Below are 22833 nucleotides of genomic sequence, written 5' to 3' on the forward strand. Positions count from 1 at the left end.
TCACACTCACTATCACATGAGAATTTATTATGTTTGGTACCGCTCTATCTTCTTCTGCAACAAAAGTATTATTACTTGGCTCTGGTGAACTTGGTAAAGAAGTTGCTATTGAATGTCAGCGCCTTGGTTTAGAAGTCATCGCTGTTGATCGCTACTTAAACGCACCAGCAATGCAAGTTGCTCACCGTAGCTATGCCATTGATATGTTAGATGCGGACGCACTGGAAGCGATCATCCAAAAAGAACAGCCTGATTACGTTGTTCCTGAGATCGAAGCCATTGCTACAGATAAGTTAGTCGAGTTAGAGAAACAAGGCCTTAATGTTGTCCCTACAGCAAATGCAACAAAACTAACAATGAACCGTGAAGGCATTCGTCGTTTAGCCGCTGAGGAATTAGAACTTCCTACTTCTCCTTATCGTTTTGTAGATACTTATGAAGAATTGGTTGAAGCGGTTAAGTTTGTTGGTATGCCTTGTGTTATCAAGCCAGTAATGAGTTCATCAGGTAAAGGCCAAAGCGTAATTAAAACCGAAGCGGACATTAAAACCTCTTGGGATTATGCTCAAGATGGTGGCCGCTCTGGTGCTGGACGAGTCATTATTGAAGGTTTTGTGGATTTCGATTATGAGATTTCACTGCTAACTATTCGTGCGGTTGATGGTGTTCATTTCTGTGCGCCAATTGGTCACAGACAAGAAGATGGTGATTACCGTGAATCATGGCAACCACAGGTTATGACAGAAGCCGCACTTAAACTGGCTCAAGACGCTGCTGAAAAAGTAGTGAATGCACTAGGTGGTTACGGCTTGTTTGGTGTTGAGCTATTCATTAAGGGTGACAACATTTACTTTAATGAAGTTTCACCTCGTCCACACGATACTGGTTTAGTTACGCTTATTTCTCAAGAAATGTCTGAGTTTGCTTTGCATGTTCGCGCCTTTACTGGAATGCCAATTAACAGCATTACTCAATATGGCCCTTCTGCTTCTTCTGTTATTTTAGGCCAAGGAACATCAACTAATATCCGCTTTGATGGATTAGCCGACGCACTTAGCCAGCCTCAAACTCAAGTTAAGTTATTCGGTAAACCAGAGATTGATGGCCGTCGTCGTTTAGGTGTAGCGATTACTCGTCGTGATAGCCTAGAACTAGCAATTGAAGATGCAATTTCGGCTTCTAATAAAGTTAAAATCACTTATTAGTCAATACAGATAATCTCACAACAGAGCGGTATTTATGTGCTGCTTTGTTGTCTTTTATCCCATCTCAATTCGATTTTTATCTTTAATTAAAAAAATTTGATCATTTCGTTATCTAACCGTTGCAAACTTACAAGGTTAACAGGTATAAATAACGGATATTGATTCTTTATTTATATTTAACCTCTCACCATGGATGATGACTATGTTTGAAAAAATCTCTGCCGCTCCAGCTGACCCAATACTTGGGCTTACTGACGAATTTAAAAATGACCCTCGTGCTGAAAAAATCAACCTTGGTGTTGGTATTTATAAGAACGAAGCAGGTCAAACTCCTGTACTAAAAACAGTAAAAAAAGCAGAAGCGGTATTGCTTGATACTGAAAAAACAAAGTCATACCTAACAATTCAAGGGACTGCTGAATACGGCCTTGCAGTTCAAAAACTATTATTTGGTGCTGATGCTCAAGTTATCACTGAAAAACGCGCTCAAACAGCTCAAGCACCCGGTGGCACAGGCGCACTACGTGTTGCTGGTGAGTTTATTAAACGTCAATTAGGCGACGTGAAAATTTGGATCAGTAATCCAACGTGGGCAAACCACATTGGTGTATTTACTGCAGCAGGAATTGAAACTGCGCAATACAGCTACTATAACGCTGAAACTAAATCAAAAGACTTCGCTGCGATGCTTTCTGATCTTCAGCAAGCAAGTGAAGGCGATGTAGTTTTACTTCACGGTTGCTGCCATAACCCAACGGGTATCGATCCAACGGCTGCTGAATGGGAAGAATTAGCAAAACTGTGTTCAGAAAAAGGGTTATTACCTTTATTTGATTTTGCATACCAAGGTTTTGCAAAAGGTGTTGAAGAAGATGCTTCTGGTTTACGTGTTTTTGCTCAGTACTGCCCTGAATTATTAGTAGCAAGTTCATTCTCGAAAAACTTCGGTCTATACAACGAACGTGTTGGTGCATTTACGCTGGTAGCAAAAGATGCAGCTGTTGCTTCTGATGCCTTCTCTCAAGTAAAAGCAATCATTCGTTCTATCTACTCTAACCCACCTGCTCACGGTGCTGCTGTTGTTACGCATATCTTAAATGATGATGCACTACGTACAGAGTGGGAACAAGAAGTAGCTGAAATGCGTGATCGTATTCAAGAGATGCGTACCCTATTTGTAGCTACATTAAAAGAGCAAGGCGTTGCTGCTGACTTTAGCTTTATTGAAGGTCAAAACGGCATGTTCTCTTTCTCTGGTCTTTCTAAAGAGCAAGTTAACCGCTTAAAAGATGAGTTTGCTATTTATATCGTAGGCTCTGGCCGTATCAGTGTTGCTGGCATGACAAAAGACAATATGCTTCCTTTATGTAAAGGAATTGCGGCGGTTCTTTAATCCTCCGAGCATGCATGAAATAATTAAAGGCGCTTAATTTAGCGCCTTTTTTTATTTCATCAATTCAACGACGACTTTTACTTTCTGTTTTACGCAACGAAAATTCGTGGGTGAATAGCCTTACTTAAATAGTCTTGCTTGAATAACAATGTTACGGGGCGTGTCTTCTTTTAAACAAAACTGCCCTATTCGTACTTCATAGCCTGACTCTTCCATTAATAATGCGCGATCTAAACAGAGCCACACTTCTAACGGTCTTTTAAATAAGTGTTGGATCAAGTCGCATTTCTCCATCATAACAAAAGCTGTCTTTCCTTTTTCTAGCCAGAATTCATAATCTGTGTTGTCTGGTAATATCAGTTCTTTTTTCTCAGCAGCCCAATCACAAAAGGCTTCAAAACCATCACTTAATAATGATTTTTTAATGCTTGGGATAGAAAGATATGCATTACTCTCACTCAATGATTGTTGTAATGCCTTAAAGCCTAAACGAAAGCACATTTCTAACTCACGGTGCTGTAAGGTTCGTTGTCCTGCAACCACCGTTTCTTGTAATGGTAAGCGTAAATCTTCTTTTGATAATACCAATGCAGATTGATTGGCTAATGCTGAGAGACTGACATAGCTTTCATCTTTTGTGAGATGGAAACAACACGGTGAAATGGTAACTGCATCAATATGATTAACGATCCCCTCTCTCAATAAATTGATGTGTAAGTCACCACACGCATGTAGCGCTACAGCATGTTGTTTTTCTTTGATTAACTCACCACAGCGTTCAGAGAGTGCATCCCCTTGCACAAAGGTCATCGCTAATTGATGTGTATCAGCATAAGCTTGTCCGCTATCACACAAGGCTTGTTGCCACTCTAAGGTTGTAACGGGTTTCGCTGTTGTCGCGTTTAATACACGCCCTAAATATCCTTTACCACCACACCACTCTAGCCATTCATTCTCTGGTTGATAGTAATCAGCCCCTAGTGCACTAAGTTTCGTAATTTGCTGCCATTTACGACCATTTATCCCACTATCTAGGCCTTTTGGCATCTGTTTTAGAGGGGCGTGAAATTCTGGCAGTTGTCCAAGTTTATACAGTGCTTGTAATTCAGGGATGAAGGTTGAAAGGATCTGCGCTAACTCTTCTGGTTCAGACTTTAATCGCAGCACTTCACAAGGTGCTAACGAATCTAACCACTGACTGAGCTCATTATGTGTTGAACGCCAAGGATAATCTGAACTGTGAAACGCAGAAAATTGCCAAAAAAAGACCGTCTGGGTTAACAAACGGTCTATGTCTAAAAACTGCTGAGAATGCATGAGAGCGGCCCTGAAAATAGTATCAGGGGGATCTTAACGGACAGGGAGATTAATGTCTTTAAACATCTCTTCAATTTCATGATTATTTTTAAGCATTGTTGCTTGCTCTACAATTGGGCGCGTTAGGTGCGGTGCAAAACGTTCCATAAAATCAAACATGTAGCTTTTTAGGAATGAACCACGTTTGAAACCAATCGTTGTTGTACTTGCATCAAATATATGGCTTGCATCTAAAGCTACCAAGTCTGAGTCACGATCAGGGTCCATAGCCATACTTGCAATAACGCCGACGCCGATGCCTAAACGAACATACGTTTTAATTACGTCAGCATCTGTTGCTGTAAAGACTATTTTTGGTTTTAGTCCTGCTTTATTAAATGCACTATCTAGTGCTGAGCGACCAGTAAAACCAAAGACATAAGTAACCAAGTCATAAGCGGCTAAATCTTCAATTGTTACGTTTGATTTAAGAGCTAATGGATGATCTTTTGTCACCACAATAGAACGGTTCCAGTGATAACAAGGGAGCATGATCGCATCTTGGTACAAATGCAGCGCTTCGGTGGCAATAGCAAAGTCTGCCGTACCTTTGGCTATAGCATCAGACATTTGTGTTGGTGTGCCTTGATGCATATGTAAAGAAACATCAGAGTAGCGTGTTTTAAATCCTTTAATCACATCAGGCAATGCGTAACGAGCTTGAGTATGTGTCGTGGTAATATTCAACACACCACGTTCTGGATGAGTGTGTTCACCAGCGACTGACTTTATGCTCTCCACACGAGAAAGGATCTCACGAGATATTTTAACAATCTCTTCACCTGATGGCGTAACACGAGTTAGATGTTTACCACTTCGTTCAAAGATTTGAACACCTAATTCATCTTCCAATAAACGTACTTGTTTACTGATACCAGGTTGCGAGGTATAAAGAGCTTCTGCGGTTGAAGACACATTTAAGCGATGGTTAACCACTTCTACAATATATCTGAGTTGTTGTAATTTCATGTTATTTACCTGTAATCCTTTACATTAAATTAAATTTTACTTATACGATATAGTTATATACTCATTCCCATCTATTTTCAAAGGCTTCAACCTAATTTTCATCAACTGTTTGTTTTTTAGCCAGAAAAATTAAAGAAATGTGAACAGCTGTCGATAAGCTTAAGGAATAACTAGTATGATAAATTACTTTCGAGTAATTTGGTCTTAAGAATGAAGCCCTTGCTATTCATTTAGATTACAAGCTGTTACACTGGAAAAATTACTATTGGACGTATGATAAAAATATGAATATTGCTCTTATTATTGGACTTTTTGCGATTCTACTTACCTTGATTATTGGCTATAACATCATTGTTCAATACAGAACAAAGATTGAATCTGCTAAAAAACAAGAGTCTGCAAAACATATGGTTATCATTGACTCAACTGAAGAATTAATCGGTAATGCTCATCACCTACCTTACAGCAAAGAGTTATTAGTTTGTCTTAATCAACGAATTCTGGACGCATTACGCGCTATTGCAGAATTAGAGCCGAACGATCGCTCTTATCCTTCACGTATTGAAAATATGGAGCAACAGCTTCAGCAGCTAAAAACTAACTATACTGGTGGCGATAGCACAAACTTCAAAGTGCCGAGTAATGATAAACAAGCACTTATCATGCTTAAGTTAGTAAAACGTCTGCGTGATACATTACGAGCGGAACATAAAAAAGGCCGAGTGAACACTCAAGTCTTTGTTGCCGAAAATGCACGTCTTGAATCAATTCAAGTTCGCATTAATATTGAAAATGTAGTGAAGCGTGCTAAAGAAGCAACACAACGTGGGCAAGCAGGTACTGCTCGTCAATTACTGAAAAAAGGCATCGATGCCCTATCAAGTAAAAACGATGGCTACTCAAATAAAGCACGTACTCAACTGCAAGATATGCTTGATGAACTAAACAATAAGACGAAAAAGAAACAAGACCAAGAGCTACAAGATAAATTAGATAAAAACAAAGATGATGACATCGATGTATTATTCCAACCAAAGAAAAAATGGTAATCTAGTTTTTAACAGCTATTAAGTGACTTAATCAGTAAGAATAAACTGATGATTGCTGAGATATTCAAAAAAAGATCGCACTAAGCGATCTTTTTTTATATCTCCACAAACAGTTCCAATATTTATACTTTTGTTGGAACACCGCTATGAAATTTAAAATCTGTATCTGATGATTGAATAAGCTCCGCCTCTATCTTCGCAAAATGGGCGACACGCTCACTCACATCCCCACCAGCCACTTGTTCTGCTAAGGTAAGGTAATCTTGATAGTGACGAGATTCTGAGCGTAATAAAGAGATATAGAACTTCGCTAAATCATCATCTAGGTACGGCGCTAATTTGGCAAAGCGCTCACAAGAACGCGCTTCAATAAATGCACCAATAATTAGTTTATCAATTAACGTGCACGGCTCGTGCGTAATAATATTGGTGAAAAGGCCTTTTGCATAACGACCAGCTCTGATGTTTTGATATGGGACATTACGCTGATCCATTATTTCTAATACTTGATAGAAATGATGCAACTCTTCTTTAATCAATAGAACCATCTTATCAATCAAATCTTGGCTGTACGGTGAGTCTTTACGTGCCGTGATCTTTTTAGAGATATTACTCTTCCCTTTAAGAGTCTCTAAAGTACCTGTTTTTTTATAAGCAAAATCTTCGTAAGGCTTAAACCAATCAAGCAGTACATTCGTACTCTCTGCATCCACTGCGTATTTACGAATTAAGTATAGTGCACTCTGCGCAGCTTTAAGCTCGCACATTAAATGATCACGTAAAATAACAGATAAATTCTCAGGCTTTTTTGCTTCTTCAATCCACTCATCCGGTGTTTCACACAGTAAAAATGAGTTAATTGGCTCTAGTAATGATTTATCGTACATATCGCTTTTTAATCTGAAAGTTCTGTTAAGCATTATATCAAATCAATTCAGCTAGCGTTTACTCTTGATCATATTTATCTCATAACCAATAAATATCAATACGTTATAGCAGAACAATTAAATTTAATTAAAATGAAACCCCGTATAAATACTAAAAAATAGCTTGATCAATAACCAAATTAAAAGTACTGTATAAATACACACTGTATGGATGAACAGGTATTTTATTATGAACAGAGCAATGACATTAAATACGTACTCAAACTCATTTAATCACTCTATCTCACAACACGTAACTAGTGCTGCAAACTTAGTAAACGCACAGTGTGAATCGCACTTTATACAAACATTAAAAAGCTTATCAAAACAAAATAAGTGGATATTCATTACTGCAAATACATCAATGCCAAGCTGTGAAACTCTACTTATGCATGGGGTTGAATTAAATCGATTGGTTAGATTAAAGCCATCACACCATTTATCAGAAATAGAAACCATAGAGAAGGCAAAACAGTGTGGTACCGCAAGCGCTATTATTTGTAACTCTAATTGCTACTATTTTTCAGACTCTCAATGGGTAACATTGAACCGAAAAATGACAGTGCTTCATTAGTTTCAATAAGGTAACAGTTTCAACAAGATAATAGTTTTAATAAATTAATAATTTCCGTAAAACTATTATTTACGAAAACCATAAATTTATTTAAGTGATGGCTCATTTAAATGCACTAGAAGAAGATCAAACTCATCATTTTTTTGAGATATCTCTGTATGAGTATTGTCTAAAATATAAAGGATTTGTTCATCGTCTAATGTATACGGTAACTTTATTTTTAAGTCACTAATCCCTTCAATTCGAGCTAAACGAATTAAACGAATAATATTGGATTCATCATTAATATGCGAAGAGAGGACTTGTAAAGCTTCTAGACGTAGTCTTTCTTGTGTAGACGTTGAGTCATGTACTGACGCATTCCAAATGGTACCAAAAGTTGGGATCAAACTTTTTAGCGCTTGTGAAAACGTCCATTTTTGATTACTTGAATTAATAAGAAATGAACTGTAATCAAACTCGATGATATTAGCCATAATTTGCCTCGATATATTCCCACATCTACTTTCAACATCCTATTGAAAAGCACAAATGTTTTTCTTCATGGCTATAAGTATCCCGAATATTAGAACCACCGCAAGTTTTAAACTGGATAGAGATCACACTTAATAATTCTTAGCTCTTAACCTTATCATTGCTCTAACACGTTGTTTACACACCTACATTTTAATAACAAAAAACCGCTACTAAGAGCGGTTTTTATCATTGGAACAACAGGTGACTAACCATCAATAAGGTTAGTATTTTTAGAGATGATGGGATCGATTTTAATCTCATATTCATTAAAATAAATCTTACATGGGCTATGCTCACGTTTTGTTGTTACCTGCTCATCTGAATATTGAATTGTCACTTTTGGATAAACACGTTCGGTTACTTTGACAACGTTTTCGCCTAATTGTTTTCTTAACTCTTCTTCTGCAGACTGAAAGCGGTTCATTGAAAGAGTGATCTCTTTATTTGAATCTTCTTTCATCGTTTTTACACGTTCAACTTGCTCTGGGGTACGATCTGCTTTTGGTATTTTTGCTAAATCCATTTCTGCACGTACTACTTTCATTGTGTTTTCTTGAGCAGCTTTGTATTTAGCGTTTAGATCGGCAATGTTTTCTTTGTACTTATCAAAACGAGTAAATGCTTTTACTAACGTTTCTGTCCCTGCCGTTGCGCCTAAGTTTACCGTTGTAATATTAGCGCCAGCATAAATTTCACCACCAACTATCGAGCCATTACGACCCGATTTATCCATTACAGTGACCGAATTTTTACTTTTCACAAAACTTTGAATGGCGTGTAATCCTAATTCGATATCACCAGAGGCTTGCAGATTGGCTGATTGCACGAATTTTGCGGTAATCTTTCCACCTGCTTTGACAAAACAAGTGTGCTCCTCGCCCTCTTCAACATGGTGGCCAATGATCCCTTTCATGGCAATTACATCACCATGAGCCTGAACATCTGCAGATTCAATAAAGCCACCAACCGTTACACTGCCCGTTGCTTTTACGATCATATCTGCCGCAATATCACCACTAACAATAACACTGCCTTTAAATTTCACATGGCCTGTTGAGATATCAACGTTATTTAAGCACAGCGCATTATCTACATCAGCGCCATCTTGATTGATCCAAGGCATTCCTGACGTCGCAGCAATAACTAACTCTGGATCATTTGGAGAAATAGTTGCGCCTTTACCGGCCCTAAGCTTGATATTCTTGCCCGGTGTCGCTGAAATTATTTCACCCGTTACCGTAAAACCATCAATGCCTTTTGTTGGAGGTATGCGACGGATGAGTTCATCTCCTTCGACCACAGTGATTGTCTCACCGAGATCTCGCATATCTACTTTATCTTCTTCGCCCTCTTTCTCTTGAGGCTGTAATGCTTGCTCACGAAAGTCTTCAACTAAAGGAGTAAAGCTTGCGTTCTCACCATCAATTGGCTCTTTACCTTTAGCGACAAGAAGAGATATTTTCTCTCCCGCCTCTAAATTACGGCTTAATACCATAATTTTCTTTAATGCATTTTTACTAATACCACGAGTGATTTCCATGCTCGTCAAAGCCGATATAATATCGCTACTTTGAATATCTCGCCCACCATAAGCACCAACGACCGCCATCGTTGCTTTCATGTCTCGCTCTTCTAAAGCAATAATCACTTCTGCATCACGGCGTTCAGCTACTTGACGATTCTGATGATTGGTTACCATTCCACCTTTTATATCATGAATAATTGTAGTGATGATTTTTTCATCAAAGAAAAAACCATTTGCACCCATCTCTTCTAAAGAATCTTTAAACCCTTTTAAAGTTGGTTCAGCATCCGGCTGAAACTTATCAGGAAAACGTAAAACAACGCTATTGTCATCCTGTATTAACGTTAGAAGAGAATCCCACATATCCATCACTCTTAGTATTTATTACAGTTATAAATTAAACTGCAAATATTAATTAGTTAGCTGTATTCTACAGTTCAAAGTCATCTAAATCTATGTCGGTCTCTTGACGCTCAAAAAACGCCACTAAATCGTCATGTCCACCAATGTATTTACCATCTAGGTAGATTTGAGGAACTGTATTTACTGCAATGCCTTCTTTTTCTTGAATTAATGACACCATTTCATCTTTACTTAAATCAACATCCAAAGTTAATACCTTGTACGCTATATTCTTATCGTCAAAAATTGCTTTTGCTTTAACACAAAATGGACATACTGTTTTTGAAAATATAATAGTTTGGGCTGTGTCGAACATTTTCTTTATCTCTTTATTTGTAATTAAATGGTAAAAACGGGATACGATTGTAACTCTGGCACCAATTCGTGAAGTGTTTTTTCTTGCTCTGCAATCTCTTTTGCTGAATCACATAGCTCTTGAGCATCAGCTTTAATTTCTTTACTGTTTTCGTTCATCTTTGTCTTGATGGACGTTTGAACGTCAGCAAATTGTTGCTGCAATTCTGAAAAGTTTAACTCGCCATTTTGCATTTTATCTGACAATGAATTAAATACACTGGCGAAAAGCTCTTTATCTAAGCTTTGGATCATCACTTCAAAGTCATTCTTCCATGTTGTATCCACTTCTTTGAAGAAGTCATGCTCAAGTATTAAATCTTTTCCTTGATAGAATTTTTGCTTAGCAGTTACGCCATATTCATCAATCTTGTTTTTTACTGAATCAAATGAGCCTTGAGCATCAAACGAGATTTCGATTTCATTAACAAAATCATTAGCTGCCGCTATTCCTTTATCGGTAAAATCTACGACGGTAGGAATGTAGTTTGCAACTTGTTGTTGATACTTTTCGATGGCCAGTTTTTGCTCTTTAGTCAAATCCATCTCTTTGCCATTAACAAAGACACGCCCTTCCTGATCAATTCTTAATTTATCTTGAGGGTTTTCAACTTTCATATCACCTGTTGGGCTTAATAGTACATCATTTTTAACGACGACAGGACACATGCTTGCCCAACTGTTGAATGACATAACTAGAATACCTAGTGCGATGGTCTTTTTACCTAGCATAACTGCCCTTGTTTACTATTTATTTGGGTTGTTTAGTTTAACTTATCGCCACTCCTCATCTCAACATAGATTTTTAAGACAAAAGAATAGCAAACGTTTGCTTTTGTTCTGGAAGTACAAAATAGTTCTGGTATGATGCGTCCTGTATTTAAATAGTTTATATAGGAATTCAATAATGAATTTTGCCGAACAAGTACTTGCTGTTAATGATGATCTTCCGATCCGCACTGATAAACCAGTACACAGCGGAAAAGTACGCTCTGTATATTGGTTAACAGAAGAAGACAGTCGCCGCCTTATTAAAGAAAAAGGCTACAATGTTGCAGCGGATGCCCCTCTGGCTATCATGATTATCAGCGATCGTATCTCAGCATTCGATTGTATTTGGCACGGTGAAGGCGGCCTTAAAGGTATTCCAGGTAAAGGAGCTGCATTAAACGCAATTTCTAATCACTGGTTTCAGTTATTTAAAGATAACAACTTAGCGGATAGTCACATTCTTGACATCCCTCACCCATTTGTGTGGATTGTGCAAAAAGCAAAACCGGTAATGATCGAGGCTATTTGTCGTCAGTATATTACAGGTTCCATGTGGCGTGCTTACACCAATGGTGAACGTGAATTCTGTGGTATTCAAATTCCAGAACGCTTAGAAAAAGATGAGCAATTACCTGAATTACTATTAACTCCATCAACCAAAGGCATTTTAAAAGGTATTGATGGCGTACCAGAAGTTGATGATGTGAACATCACTCGTAAAAATATTGAAGATAGCTATGAGAAATTCAACTTCTCATGCACTGAAGATATTGATTTATACGAGAAACTTCTTAAAGAAGGCTTTGCGGTTATCTCTAAAGCATTAAACAAAATCGATCAAATCTTTGTTGATACAAAATTTGAATTTGGTTACGTTAATGATGCCGATGGCAATGAAAAACTGATTTATATGGATGAAGTAGGTACTCCTGATTCTTCACGTATTTGGGATAAAAATGCGTATCGCTCTGGCCATATTATCGAAAACTCTAAAGAAGGTTTCCGTCAGTTCTTACTTAACCATTTCCCTGATCCTGATATCTTATTAAATAAGAATCGTATGGAAGAACGTTCTGTATTAGCTCAAGACAATGCACTTCCGTTAGAAGCGATGATGGAACTATCGAAAACGTATTTGGATATAGCGGCTAAAATTACTGGCGCACCAATCACACTAAGTGAAAACCCAAAAGCAGAAATCATTAAAGTATTAAAAGAAGAATATCAATTAGTTGATTAATCTTTCACTTTTAGCTTAAAAAAATGGCGACCAATACGGTCGCCATTTTTGTATTCTTTCAAATAACTACGACTAATATCGTGATTATAAGAAGTGTACTGTCAGGTTAACAGAAGCAAAATCAATGTTTTCACTACCAACAGTAAAGTTGTTGTAACCAGCACCTACTGTGAACATTGGTAGGATGTTGTATTCAACACCTAGGCCAAAGAATGGGTCAACGCCGTCGTCTTTACGGTAACCATCTGCTTCCCAGCTGTGCATGCCCGCTTTACCATAAACGTGTAATGGACCAAAGTCGATGCTTGGTTTAACAGCAAAGTTAACAGAAGTTACATCTGTTGTTTGGTTACCAAAATCATAAGAACCTAGGTTCCAAGCACCCATTTCTAAACCAATGAAAGGAAGAATACCAGTACCAATATGTGCACCGTATACCGTTGAGCTTTCGCCTCTGTAATCAGCAGAACCTGCTTGTAGGCCACCATAAATTAGTGAATCAGCAGCCGCTGTTACTGATACGCTTGCTAGAGCTAACGCTAAAAGTGTCTTTTTCATTTTCAATCCTATTTTCAAAAAAGGGAGCGGCAATCTTTGCCACTCTTTTTAATCTTATTTATAGTAAAGCAATTAATATGCCGACATTACCTATAGTCTAGGGGATACCTTAACAATCGGCAATGGCATTTTTAACTCGTTTATCAGAAACTGGATACGGTGTCCCAAGTTGCTGAGCAAAATAGCTCACTCGCAGTTCTTCTATCATCCAACGGATCTCTTTTACCTTATCTGGGGTTGGCTGCCCTTTCGGGATTTTATTCAACAACTCTTTATAATCGTTATTGATACCTTCCACTTTAAGTAAATGCATACGGTCTCGATTAGGATCAATTGGCAATTTTTCCATTCGACGTTCAATCGCTTTCATATAACGATGAATGTCTGCCAATCGCTTCCAACCACACTCTGTCGCAAAGCCTTTGAAAATTAAGTTCTCAATTTGTGCTTTAATATCAGAAAGCGCAAATGCCATACTTAAATCAACACGGCCTTTTAGTTTTTTCTGTATTTGAAATGCCGTTGTCAAAATCGTTTCAACTTGTTTGGCTATCTCAACGACCGTATCTCCAAGCTCAGCTCTAACGTGCTCTTTCATTTTCTCAAAAGCTTCAGGCTCCCATACTAGGCCGCCCTTCTCTTCAATCAACTTATCAATACCACAAGCGATACAGTCATCAATTAAATCTAACACTCGACCGTATTGATTAAAGTACAAACCTAATTTCGACTTGTTTGGTAAATTGCTATGTAAGTACTTAATTGGCGATGGAACATTAAGAAGGATCAAGCGACGTTGACCAGCTTTCATTGCATTGTGCTGCTCTTCTTCTGTCTCAAACAGTTTGATTTCAACACTGTCTTTACCATCCACAATTGCAGGGTAAGCTTTAACTTCAAAGCCACCACGTTTCTGTGTGTAAAGTGCAGGTAGCTCACCAAAGCTCCACGTTTTAAGCCCTTTTTGCTCAATATCATCATCTGCGACTTGAGATAACGTCTCTTGAACTTTATCTTTTAAGCCATCTTTTAGATCATATAAATCACGGCTTTCTTTTAGCTTACGATTGCGATGATCAACAACGCGATAGGTTACTTTTAAATGATCTGGAATTTGCTCTAACTTCCAATCTTCACGTAACACTTCTACCCCGGTCATGCGTCGCAGCTCTTTTTCAAGGCTATCTAATAACGGCGCATCAAATGGCGTTGAACGAGATAAAAACGCATCGGCATAGTTCGGAGCAGGCACAAAGTTACGACGAATCGTTTTTGGCAGTGACTTAATATAAGCAACAACCATTTCGTGACGTAAACCTGGGATCTGCCAATCAAAGCCATCCATCGTTACTTGGTTTAAAATTGGCAATGGTACATGAACAGTAACACCATCGCTGTCTTGACCTGGTTCAAACTGATAACTAAGTTTCAGTTTTAAGTTACCTTGGTGCCAGAAGTTAGGATAATCAAGATCCGTTACATGACTTGCATCATTTCGGAATAACATCTCTTTTTCAAAGCTCAGTAAATCCGGCGTTTCTTTCTGTGCTTTCTTCCACCAAGAATCAAAATGACGACCTGATACAACATCGGTATTTACGCGTTGATCATAAAATTCAGCAAGCTGATCATCATCAACCAAGATGTCGCGACGACGTGATTTATGCTCTAACTCTTCAACTTCTTGCAATAGCTTACGGTTTTCTTTGAAGAATTTATGATTAGTATTCCAATCTCCTTCAACGAGTGCTGAACGAATAAATATTTCACGACATACCGGCGCATCAATCGAACCATAGTTAATTTGGCGTTTAGGTACAATTGGAATGCCGTAAATAGTAACTTTCTCGTATGCCATTACTGCAGCAGATTTTTTCGACCAATGCGGTTCACTGTAGCTGCGTTTAATTAAATGACCTGCTAGTGGTTCAATCCATTCAGGCTGAATTTTCGCAACAATACGACCCCATAATTTCGAGGTTTCAACGAGCTCTGCAACCATTATCCATTTTGGCTGCTTCTTAAATAAGCCAGATGCAGGGAAAATATGATAGCGCGCATTTCGAGCACCTTGGTATTCATTTTTCTCTTGGTCTTTTTGACCGATGTGAGAAAGCATACCGGCTAAAATTGCAGTATGTACGCTTTGATAACCTGCCGCTTCTTGATTCACTTTATAATTAAGCTCTTTCATTACTTGGCTTAATTGATAGTGAACGTCTTGCCACTCACGAACACGTAAGTAGTTTAAGAAATCTTTACGACATTGCTTTCTAAATTGGTTACTTGAAAGGGCCTTTTGTTGCTCTTTCACATGTTGCCATACATTCACAAAGGTCAAAAAGTCTGAATCTTCATGATTAAAACGCTTATGCTTATCATCAGACTGTTGTTTTTTGTCACTTGGGCGTTCGCGAGGATCTTGAATCGACAGTGCTGCCGCAATGATCATCACTTCTTGCAATGCATTGTAATTTGGCGCTTCTAGAACCATACGAGCTAAGCGTGGATCGATTGGCAAACGAGCCAATTCACGCCCCACTTTCGTTAAGCTTTTCTTTGAGTCTTTAGCGTTAGGATTAATTGCCCCTAACTCTTCAAGCAGTTTGACACCATCTTGAATATTACGATTATCTGGCGCTTCTACAAATGGGAAGGCTTGAATATCACCTAAACCTAACGCGGTCATTTGTAAAATAACAGACGCCAAGTTAGTACGTAAAATTTCAGGATCGGTAAACTCAGGGCGCGCAACAAAGTCTTCTTCTGAATACAGACGAATACACACACCTTCAGATACACGACCACAACGGCCCATACGCTGATTGGCACTTGCTTGTGAAATCGCTTCAATTGGCAGACGTTGCACTTTAGTTCGGTAACTATAGCGACTAATACGCGCAGTACCCGGATCAATAACGTACTTAATACCAGGAACGGTTAACGACGTTTCTGCCACGTTGGTTGCCAATACAATTCGACGACCAGCATGAGGTTGGAACACGCGGTTTTGCTCTTGAGATGACAAACGTGCATACAAAGGCACAATTTCAGTGTCTCGTAGGTTACGTTTTTCTAGTGCTTCTGCGGTATCACGAATTTCTCGTTCACCTGTCATAAACAACAGAATGTCCCCTAACCCTTCTTCACACAACTCATCGACGGCATCAAAAATGGCTTCTAATTGATCTCTATCGGTATCATCGCCATCTTCAACAATTGGACGATAACGTGTTTCTACTGGGAAAGTTCGACCTGATACTTCAATGATCGGTGCATTATTAAAGTGCTTTGAAAAACGCTCAGGATCGATGGTTGCCGAAGTTATGATGATTTTTAAATCAGGACGTTTTGGCAATAATTCACGCAAATAACCCATGATAAAATCGATATTTAAGCTACGTTCGTGTGCTTCATCGATAATAATGGTGTCGTACTGATTTAAGTATCTGTCGTTTTGGATTTCAGCAAGTAAGATACCATCCGTCATCAATTTAACTTGTGTGCGCTCTGACACTTGATCGTTAAATCGAACTTTATAACCAACGTGGCTACCAAGCTGTGTTTCCATCTCTTCTGCAATACGATCCGCAACCGAACGAGCCGCAAGACGACGTGGTTGTGTATGACCGATATTACCGAATTTACCACGGCCTAATTCCAAACAAATCTTTGGTAGCTGTGTGGTTTTACCTGAACCCGTTTCACCGGCAACGATGACGACTTGGTTATTGGCAATGGCTTCTGCAATGTCATCTTTCTTTTGGCTAACAGGCAGATCTGGGTATTTGATCGTCGGACGATCCATCTCACGATTATTAGCAACCTGCATAGATTGTGCAATGTCTAATGCAATTTCATCAAACACGGCATTTCTTGATTCTTCTTTTTTAATGCGTGATGCACCATGAATGCGTTTACTTAGGCGAAAACGGTCACGCAGCATACATTCACTTAGGGCTTTTCTAAGTGTTGCTGCTGAATTTTGATTTGATTGACTCAAAATATATCCTACTGAATTTTTTATTATTCATTAACTGCAAGGATTCTATCACATTCTTGGCTCTATCTACCCTCGTGAGACAAAAATCTGTTTTACTCTATTGTAATAATCCACGACTAGAAAACGCAAAACACGCTTGATAAATAGTCAAACTATGCCGTTATTTATGGATTCGATTGCCCGAATGGAGATCCCTTTGCTAAACTTAACGCATCAATCCTAATCATTAAGATGGCTGTATGGAATTTAACGGTAAGCACATTGAACGCGACGCTCAAGGGTATTTAATGAATCATACCGATTGGTGTGAAGAGTTAGTTCCACTTTTAGCACAAGAAGAGAACATCGAGCTGACGGAAGCCCATTGGGAAGTCGTTCGTTTTGTTCGCTCTTTTTATGAAGAGTTCAAAACATCGCCTGCAGTTCGTATGCTAGTAAAAGCGATGGAAAAAGCGCATGGTCCAGAAAAAGGCAACAGTAAATACCTATTTACACTATTTAAATTAGGCCCTGCAAAACAAGCAACAAAACTGGCTGGTTTACCAAAGCCAGCAAAATGTCTTTAAGCTTTAGTTCTCCACCCTTAATACATTTTAAAATCAGATAATTCTGGCCACTGGGTTTCAACGCGCTCGACAGAATCTACACGAGCTAATTGAGGCCCAGTATTCAACCACTCTTCTAACGCCTTCACTTTATCTTCTTCACCACAAGCCAACACTTCAACAGAACCATCTGCTTGATTTCGAGCATAACCTGTTAAATCAAGTTTCAATGCCGTATGTGCTGTATGAAAACGAAAACCCACACGCTGTACTTTTCCCTTTACAGTGAACTTAACTGATTTTTGTGACATAACTCACCTATAACTGTAATTTATAATAAAAATTTCTTAATCATGAGATATTATCAATTTCCACATCATATATACGGATCTCATATGAAAGAGTCAGCATTTCGCTGGATTGATAAATACCTTATCCATCTAAAAATTCAAGAAAAGTTTTATCTACTATTCTTACTTCCAATTATCGCCCTTTTAAGTCTAACAGCAATTATGGATTCTGCTGCTGATAGCATGATGGCTGAAACATTAGATCACGAAGTTCAATTCGTTGCCTCTATGTTGGATCAGCAAAATATTTCTCGACAAGATGCTGTGAATCTTCTCTCTCAATCCGCTGAGTTTGCAGTTGGTTCAGGCGAACATACTGCATTTGTTAATTCTGGTAATTACAGTATCAGTGCAGACTCAAATGTCACGCTTTGGTCTACTTTATCTAGCTTACAAATCTCTTTAATTGTTGCTGTTCTATTATTAATGGCTGTCGGCGTTTATTACATAATGACTTTCATTGGTGGCGCGATGTTCACTATGAATAAAGCCTTAGAAACGCTTGAGTCTGGTGACTTAACACAACGTATGAATTTCTTCCCTGTGAGAGATGAATTCAGTGTTATTGCGATTACTATTGATAAATTGGCAGAACGCGAACAACAATTGGTTTTAGCTATGCAAGAATCTGTCGCCTTAATTCAACAGATGAGCTCTGAGTTAAGTCAAAACAGCCATAAAAGTTCAGATGCTTCTGATAAGCAACTTACACAACTCGATTTACTATCAAGTGCAACAGAAGAGATGGCGACATCAATTCAAGAAGTAGCTAATTACACTCACGAAGCCTCTTCTCAATCTACAGATGCAATGGATTCGGCTCGTCTTGGTCAATCCCAAGTGGATTCTGCCGTAAAAGCGATTCAAGCCTTATCAGAAGAGATAAATCAAGCTGCCCATGCTGTTCAAGAATTAGATGACAATGCAGCAAAAATTGATGATGCTGTCGCGACTATCAATGGTATTTCTCAACAAACTAACTTATTAGCATTAAATGCAGCGATTGAAGCCGCACGAGCTGGTGAGCAAGGCCGTGGATTTGCTGTAGTTGCGGATGAAGTTCGTACATTGGCAAGCCGAACTCAACAAGCCACCGTCGAAATTCAATCAATGATTGAAGCGCTACAAAATAACAGTAAATCACTCTTAACTCTGACATCGAATACAGTAAGTAACGCTGAAACAGGTCAAGAGTTAATGCAGCAGGTACATAACGATATTTCACACATTGCCGATCGTAACAATACTATTGCACAAAGTAACAATGAAATTGCAACAGCGGCTAGCCAGCAAGGCGAAGTGGCGGTGAGTATTGCTTCAACGGTTGAAGATGTTCGAACTCAATCAAATCAAGTTCATAAGATGATCAAAGATTCTGAATCTAATATCGAGCAACTTAGATTAAAGGGCCAAGATTTAGAATTACTGCTTAATGGATTAAAAGCATAATAATAACCTCTAGTCACTTATATGTATTCTATATGAGTGACTTTAGATATTTCCACTAAAATATATACGTCAATGTTATTTTGACGCTTTATTACACTTAGTAACAATTTTATTATTAATAGTATGCACACCCTCGATTTAATGATAACCACATCACGATTTTTTACTTTTTTTTACTATAAATTCCGCTCTCAAGCGCTTTGTCAATTAAGCGCCAAATACTTTTTATAATTATATACATATTATTTTTGGATATATGACGATTATTAATACTGACTCGCATATATTCAGGAGAGCAAACATGAACCACTCCTTTATATTTAAACTTTCATTAAATAAACCGTTACTTGCGTTACTTCTTGCCCCTGTTTTCACTTCATTATTCTTATTTGCAACTGTTGCTTTTTTAATCGACGGTCGAAATAACGAGGTAGAAAGTAACATTATGCAAACAGCTGAACGAACGGCTTTAGGCCATGAAATTATGCAGCTACGCTATTTTTGGCAAGAAGTTCGAGTACAAAATAGAGATACTATGTCTGAAACTGGACAAGCAATGTTAGATGCTCAACAAAACTTACAAAAAGCATTTATCACCACAAGTACTCATATTAAAGATCGTATTCTTATATCAGAGGTCTTAAGTGATACTGGTAAGTCAGATTTAGTACAATTACAAAAAAATTTAGATAGTTATGAAACGAGCATTAATACTTCAGTTCAAATCTTTACTAATTTATATGAAGCTCAGATTGCAACTCCAATATTTTGGCAACCAATGGTTGAAATGCTAACTTTTATTGGTTCAGTATATAACGGTTCAGAATCAGATTGGGAAAAAGAGCGAATTATGTTCACTACTGATATTGAGCGATTTTATGATAGTTTAAATCGAATGGTAAGTAGCAGAGATTTAGATGAACAAAAAATTGCAGATAAATACCTTGTTTCCATTCAATCATTTATAGAAAAATATAATCAACATCAAGAAGTTAAATCTTTTAATAAAAACATATTCGGTGCTTATTTAGCGCTATACCATGAAAGTATCGAAGCTTTAGAATCAAATACAGAACAATCAAAATTTCGTTCAACACTTGTTAATGAAATTACAAGTATCATTTCAACAGTCAATGCACGTCAAATTGAATATACTCAGATATTAAATGAGCGTTCTCTTGCAGCAAGTAAAAATGTACAAAATACACAAATTTGGTCATGGTTTGGGGCTGCATTACTTTCAACCTTTATTGCCCTACTTCTAGCTCGTAATATTAATAATGTTTTAGCTTCTATTGCGAGAACGATATCAGCAATGGCTAAGCAAAATTTAACTACATTAACTAATTTATCAGGTACGAATGAACTTGCTGTGCTTGCAATTAATCTAGATGCTTCGATCAAAAACATGGCCAATATGGTTAGTTCTGTTAGAGAACAAAGCAACGATGTAGCCTCTTCTTCAACCGAACTTGCCTGTGTGATGACCCAAAGTTCAAGTAACGCAGAAGAACAAAGTGCACAAATAGAACAAATAGCTGCAGCAGTAACCGAACTATCTGCCTCTTCAAACTTAGTTGCTGAGTCAGCTAAAAATACCGAGCTACAAGCAACAGAAGCAGCAACGTTATGTGAGTTAGGCCAAGAAATTGCTGAGCAAAATAAAATTCGCGCTGATGATTTAACAACTCAATTAAGTGAAACCGCCTCTGTAGTCGAAAATCTACGGACTCACTGCGTAAGTATCGAAGAAGTCGCGACCGTTATTAATAACATATCAGAGCAGACAAATTTACTTGCTTTAAATGCTGCAATTGAAGCAGCCCGAGCTGGTGAAATGGGCCGTGGGTTTGCAGTTGTTGCTGATGAAGTTCGAAATTTAGCAGGGAAAACCCAGCAATCGACAGTTCACATTAAAAAAATCATTTCTGAACTGCAATCTTACTCTTTAGATGCAACAGAGAAAGTGGATGGGTGTTTAGAAACCATAACATTAACTCGTGAAACCTCTATTCAATCTTACGATCACCTAGCTAATATCAACAGTGCGATTCAGTCAATCTATGGCAGTTCAACTGAAATGGCTTCTGCTGCACTACAACAATCGAATGCCGTTGAAGAAATTACAGGTACAGTTATTGGTATTAAAGAAATTATTAACCAAAACGTAACTGGAATTGAAGAATCAAGTAAGGCATCAAATTTCTTATCTGAATTAGCTGAACAGCAACGCTCACAACTTGAATTATTCACTATTAAATAAGATTATTTAATACTTTATTATCATGGGGAGTACTAATCTCTCCATGATTACCCCCTTTTTACTTCGATTCCCCCCCCATCAAATATATAAGTCATTTTATTCATTGCTTTTATGATACGCATCACAGAGAATATCGACTCAATTTTATCATCAGAGCATCAATATGACTGTTTCAATCTATTTAGTAAAAGGACGTGATAAAGCATTACGTCGCCGTCACCCTTGGATCTTTTCTCGTGGTATTGACCGCATTGATGGGAAAGCAGAGCTAGGTGAAACAGTTGAGATCTATTCAAACAGCGGCGAGTGGCTTGCTCGTGGTGCGTTTTCTCCACAATCTCAAATTCGTGCTCGTGTTTGGACATTTGATAAAAATGAAGCAATTGATAAAGATTTCTTTGTTCGTCGTTTAAATCAAGCGCAAGGCTTACGTGATGTTCTTGCTGAGCGTGAAGGCTTAACTGGCTATCGCTTAATCGCTGCTGAATCTGATGGTTTACCAGGTATCACGATTGACCGTTACCAAAACTATTTTGTATGTCAGCTTTTAAGTGCTGGAGCAGAAGCAACTAAAGATATGTTGGTAGAAGCATTAATCGAATGCTACCCAGAATGTAATATTTACGAGCGTTCTGACGTTTCTGTTCGTAAAAAAGAAGGTCTAAAACAACGCACTGGCGTTCTACACGGTGAAGAGCCACCTGAGTCTGTAATCATTGAAGAGAATGGCGTGAAAATTAGCGTTGATATCGTCAATGGTCATAAAACAGGTTTCTACCTTGACCAACGCGATAGCCGTGAGCGCTCATGTAAATACGTAAAAGGTAAAACGGTACTTAACTGTTTCTCTTACACAGGTGGTTTTGGTTTGTACTCACTTAAAGGTGGTGCAAAACACGTTATCAATGCTGATGTTTCCCAACTGGCACTGGATAACGCAAAAAATAACACAGAGATTAACGGATTCGATTTATCTAAAGCTGAATTCTTAAACGCTGATGTATTTAAACTATTGCGAGAATACCGTGATAACGGCACAAAATTTGATGTTGTGATCATGGACCCACCAAAATTTGCTGAATCTAAAAACCAGCTTACTGGTGCATGTCGTGGCTATAAAGACATCAATATGCTTGCTATGCAGATCCTAAATCCAGGCGGTACGCTATTAACGTATTCTTGTTCTGGTCTGATGGATACGGGCTTATTCCAAAAAATCGTTGCTGATGCTGCTCTTGATGCTAAGCGTACGGTTCAGTTTATCGAGCGTTTTGAGCAAGCAGCGGATCACCCTCTGGATTCTGCTTACCCTGAAGGTTTCTACCTAAAAGGCTTTGCTTGTCGCGTTGTATAATATTTATTTAATACAAACATAAATAAAAGGC

At 38.1% G+C, this 22833-nt stretch carries 19 protein-coding genes; 9 read left to right on the plus strand and 10 right to left on the minus strand.

Annotated features, from left to right (window positions below; translation table 11 throughout):
* Positions 1 to 29: 29 nt before the first annotated feature.
* Together purT and ED622_RS05700 are read left to right on the plus strand one after the other, a co-directional pair.
* Positions 30 to 1205 (plus strand): formate-dependent phosphoribosylglycinamide formyltransferase, encoded by a 1176-nt coding sequence (gene purT, locus ED622_RS05695; protein ID WP_122032980.1) that lies wholly within the window; start codon positions 30 to 32, stop codon positions 1203 to 1205.
* A gap of 202 nt (positions 1206 to 1407) precedes the next feature.
* Positions 1408 to 2598 (plus strand): amino acid aminotransferase, encoded by a 1191-nt coding sequence (locus ED622_RS05700; RefSeq protein WP_122032981.1) that lies wholly within the window; start codon positions 1408 to 1410, stop codon positions 2596 to 2598.
* A gap of 120 nt (positions 2599 to 2718) precedes the next feature.
* On the opposite strand, the gene ED622_RS05705 is transcribed toward ED622_RS05700, so the two are convergent.
* Together ED622_RS05705 and cysB are read right to left on the minus strand one after the other, a co-directional pair.
* Complete coding sequence (locus ED622_RS05705) at positions 2719 to 3915, minus strand: methyltransferase (RefSeq protein WP_122032982.1); 1197 nt, start codon at positions 3913 to 3915, stop codon at positions 2719 to 2721.
* A 33-nt stretch (positions 3916 to 3948) separates the two neighbouring features.
* A complete protein-coding gene (gene cysB, locus ED622_RS05710; protein WP_122032983.1) occupies positions 3949 to 4923 on the minus strand; it encodes an HTH-type transcriptional regulator CysB in 975 nt (324 codons plus the stop codon).
* A 284-nt stretch (positions 4924 to 5207) separates the two neighbouring features.
* Here cysB and ED622_RS05715 point away from each other — a divergent pair, with 284 nt between their 5' ends.
* Entirely contained in the window at positions 5208 to 5972 is a 765-nt protein-coding gene (locus ED622_RS05715) for a DNA repair protein (protein ID WP_122032984.1), read from the plus strand.
* Positions 5973 to 6094: 122 nt separating this feature from the next.
* Here the strand turns inward: ED622_RS05715 and ED622_RS05720 are convergent, their stop codons facing one another.
* Entirely contained in the window at positions 6095 to 6859 is a 765-nt protein-coding gene (locus tag ED622_RS05720) for a tRNA isopentenyl-2-thiomethyl-A-37 hydroxylase MiaE (protein ID WP_122033183.1), read from the minus strand.
* 229 nt (positions 6860 to 7088) lie between these two features.
* On the opposite strand from ED622_RS05720, the gene ED622_RS05725 reads away from it, so the two are divergent.
* Positions 7089 to 7472 (plus strand): hypothetical protein, encoded by a 384-nt coding sequence (locus ED622_RS05725; protein ID WP_122032985.1) that lies wholly within the window; start codon positions 7089 to 7091, stop codon positions 7470 to 7472.
* A gap of 86 nt (positions 7473 to 7558) precedes the next feature.
* Here ED622_RS05725 and ED622_RS05730 read toward each other — a convergent pair whose 3' ends face one another.
* The 4 genes from ED622_RS05730 to ED622_RS05745 all read right to left on the minus strand — a co-directional run bounded on the left by ED622_RS05730 (position 7559) and on the right by ED622_RS05745 (position 11001).
* Positions 7559 to 7948 (minus strand): transporter, encoded by a 390-nt coding sequence (locus tag ED622_RS05730; RefSeq protein ID WP_122032986.1) that lies wholly within the window; start codon positions 7946 to 7948, stop codon positions 7559 to 7561.
* Positions 7949 to 8193: 245 nt separating this feature from the next.
* Positions 8194 to 9876: a DUF342 domain-containing protein gene (locus tag ED622_RS05735; RefSeq protein WP_122032987.1), complete on the minus strand. Its 1683-nt coding sequence runs from the start codon at positions 9874 to 9876 to the stop codon at positions 8194 to 8196.
* A 67-nt stretch (positions 9877 to 9943) separates the two neighbouring features.
* On the minus strand, positions 9944 to 10231 hold the full coding sequence (locus tag ED622_RS05740; protein ID WP_122032988.1) for a glutaredoxin domain-containing protein: 288 nt from the start codon (positions 10229 to 10231) through the stop codon (positions 9944 to 9946).
* A 23-nt stretch (positions 10232 to 10254) separates the two neighbouring features.
* On the minus strand, positions 10255 to 11001 hold the full coding sequence (locus ED622_RS05745; RefSeq protein ID WP_122032989.1) for a DUF2884 family protein: 747 nt from the start codon (positions 10999 to 11001) through the stop codon (positions 10255 to 10257).
* 175 nt (positions 11002 to 11176) lie between these two features.
* Between ED622_RS05745 and ED622_RS05750 the strand changes: the two genes are divergently transcribed.
* Entirely contained in the window at positions 11177 to 12280 is a 1104-nt protein-coding gene (locus tag ED622_RS05750) for a phosphoribosylaminoimidazolesuccinocarboxamide synthase (RefSeq protein WP_122032990.1), read from the plus strand.
* Positions 12281 to 12364: 84 nt separating this feature from the next.
* On the opposite strand, the gene ED622_RS05755 is transcribed toward ED622_RS05750, so the two are convergent.
* On the minus strand, positions 12365 to 12838 hold the full coding sequence (locus ED622_RS05755) for an outer membrane beta-barrel protein (protein WP_122032991.1): 474 nt from the start codon (positions 12836 to 12838) through the stop codon (positions 12365 to 12367).
* A 109-nt stretch (positions 12839 to 12947) separates the two neighbouring features.
* Positions 12948 to 16784: an ATP-dependent RNA helicase HrpA gene (gene hrpA, locus ED622_RS05760; protein ID WP_254052601.1), complete on the minus strand. Its 3837-nt coding sequence runs from the start codon at positions 16782 to 16784 to the stop codon at positions 12948 to 12950.
* Positions 16785 to 17080: 296 nt separating this feature from the next.
* On the opposite strand from hrpA, the gene ED622_RS05765 reads away from it, so the two are divergent.
* Entirely contained in the window at positions 17081 to 17407 is a 327-nt protein-coding gene (locus tag ED622_RS05765) for a TusE/DsrC/DsvC family sulfur relay protein (protein ID WP_122032993.1), read from the plus strand.
* A 17-nt stretch (positions 17408 to 17424) separates the two neighbouring features.
* Here the strand turns inward: ED622_RS05765 and yccX are convergent, their stop codons facing one another.
* Entirely contained in the window at positions 17425 to 17697 is a 273-nt protein-coding gene (gene yccX / locus ED622_RS05770; protein ID WP_122032994.1) for an acylphosphatase, read from the minus strand.
* 84 nt (positions 17698 to 17781) lie between these two features.
* Here yccX and ED622_RS05775 point away from each other — a divergent pair, with 84 nt between their 5' ends.
* From ED622_RS05775 to ED622_RS05785, 3 genes are all read left to right on the plus strand, one after another.
* Complete coding sequence (locus ED622_RS05775; protein ID WP_122032995.1) at positions 17782 to 19185, plus strand: methyl-accepting chemotaxis protein; 1404 nt, start codon at positions 17782 to 17784, stop codon at positions 19183 to 19185.
* A gap of 301 nt (positions 19186 to 19486) precedes the next feature.
* Complete coding sequence (locus ED622_RS05780; RefSeq protein ID WP_122032996.1) at positions 19487 to 21448, plus strand: methyl-accepting chemotaxis protein; 1962 nt, start codon at positions 19487 to 19489, stop codon at positions 21446 to 21448.
* Between the two features lie 163 nt (positions 21449 to 21611).
* Positions 21612 to 22802, plus strand: coding sequence for a class I SAM-dependent methyltransferase (locus tag ED622_RS05785; RefSeq protein WP_122032997.1), 1191 nt, complete (start codon positions 21612 to 21614; stop codon positions 22800 to 22802).
* Positions 22803 to 22833: the final 31 nt, after the last annotated feature.

It is taken from the genome of Aliivibrio sp. EL58, assembly GCF_900312675.1.
GTDB lineage: Bacteria > Pseudomonadota > Gammaproteobacteria > Enterobacterales > Vibrionaceae > Aliivibrio.

What these genes read in the sequence shown, in the direction of transcription:
- ED622_RS05765 (WP_122032993.1), top strand. Translation starts at nt 17,081, where the DNA reads ATGGAATTTAACGGTAAGCACATTGAACGCGACGCTCAAGGGTATTTA.
- ED622_RS05780 (WP_122032996.1), top strand. Translation starts at nt 19,487, where the DNA reads ATGAACCACTCCTTTATATTTAAACTTTCATTAAATAAACCGTTACTT.
- cysB (WP_122032983.1), bottom strand. Translation starts at nt 4,923, where the DNA reads ATGAAATTACAACAACTCAGATATATTGTAGAAGTGGTTAACCATCGC.
- ED622_RS05715 (WP_122032984.1), top strand. Translation starts at nt 5,208, where the DNA reads ATGAATATTGCTCTTATTATTGGACTTTTTGCGATTCTACTTACCTTG.
- ED622_RS05700 (WP_122032981.1), top strand. Translation starts at nt 1,408, where the DNA reads ATGTTTGAAAAAATCTCTGCCGCTCCAGCTGACCCAATACTTGGGCTT.
- yccX (WP_122032994.1), bottom strand. Translation starts at nt 17,697, where the DNA reads ATGTCACAAAAATCAGTTAAGTTCACTGTAAAGGGAAAAGTACAGCGT.
- ED622_RS05740 (WP_122032988.1), bottom strand. Translation starts at nt 10,231, where the DNA reads ATGTTCGACACAGCCCAAACTATTATATTTTCAAAAACAGTATGTCCA.
- ED622_RS05785 (WP_122032997.1), top strand. Translation starts at nt 21,612, where the DNA reads ATGACTGTTTCAATCTATTTAGTAAAAGGACGTGATAAAGCATTACGT.
- ED622_RS05735 (WP_122032987.1), bottom strand. Translation starts at nt 9,876, where the DNA reads ATGTGGGATTCTCTTCTAACGTTAATACAGGATGACAATAGCGTTGTT.
- ED622_RS05705 (WP_122032982.1), bottom strand. Translation starts at nt 3,915, where the DNA reads ATGCATTCTCAGCAGTTTTTAGACATAGACCGTTTGTTAACCCAGACG.
- purT (WP_122032980.1), top strand. Translation starts at nt 30, where the DNA reads ATGTTTGGTACCGCTCTATCTTCTTCTGCAACAAAAGTATTATTACTT.
- hrpA (WP_254052601.1), bottom strand. Translation starts at nt 16,784, where the DNA reads ATGCTGCGTGACCGTTTTCGCCTAAGTAAACGCATTCATGGTGCATCA.
- ED622_RS05725 (WP_122032985.1), top strand. Translation starts at nt 7,089, where the DNA reads ATGAACAGAGCAATGACATTAAATACGTACTCAAACTCATTTAATCAC.
- ED622_RS05750 (WP_122032990.1), top strand. Translation starts at nt 11,177, where the DNA reads ATGAATTTTGCCGAACAAGTACTTGCTGTTAATGATGATCTTCCGATC.
- ED622_RS05775 (WP_122032995.1), top strand. Translation starts at nt 17,782, where the DNA reads ATGAAAGAGTCAGCATTTCGCTGGATTGATAAATACCTTATCCATCTA.
- ED622_RS05755 (WP_122032991.1), bottom strand. Translation starts at nt 12,838, where the DNA reads ATGAAAAAGACACTTTTAGCGTTAGCTCTAGCAAGCGTATCAGTAACA.
- ED622_RS05730 (WP_122032986.1), bottom strand. Translation starts at nt 7,948, where the DNA reads ATGGCTAATATCATCGAGTTTGATTACAGTTCATTTCTTATTAATTCA.
- ED622_RS05745 (WP_122032989.1), bottom strand. Translation starts at nt 11,001, where the DNA reads ATGCTAGGTAAAAAGACCATCGCACTAGGTATTCTAGTTATGTCATTC.
- ED622_RS05720 (WP_122033183.1), bottom strand. Translation starts at nt 6,859, where the DNA reads ATGTACGATAAATCATTACTAGAGCCAATTAACTCATTTTTACTGTGT.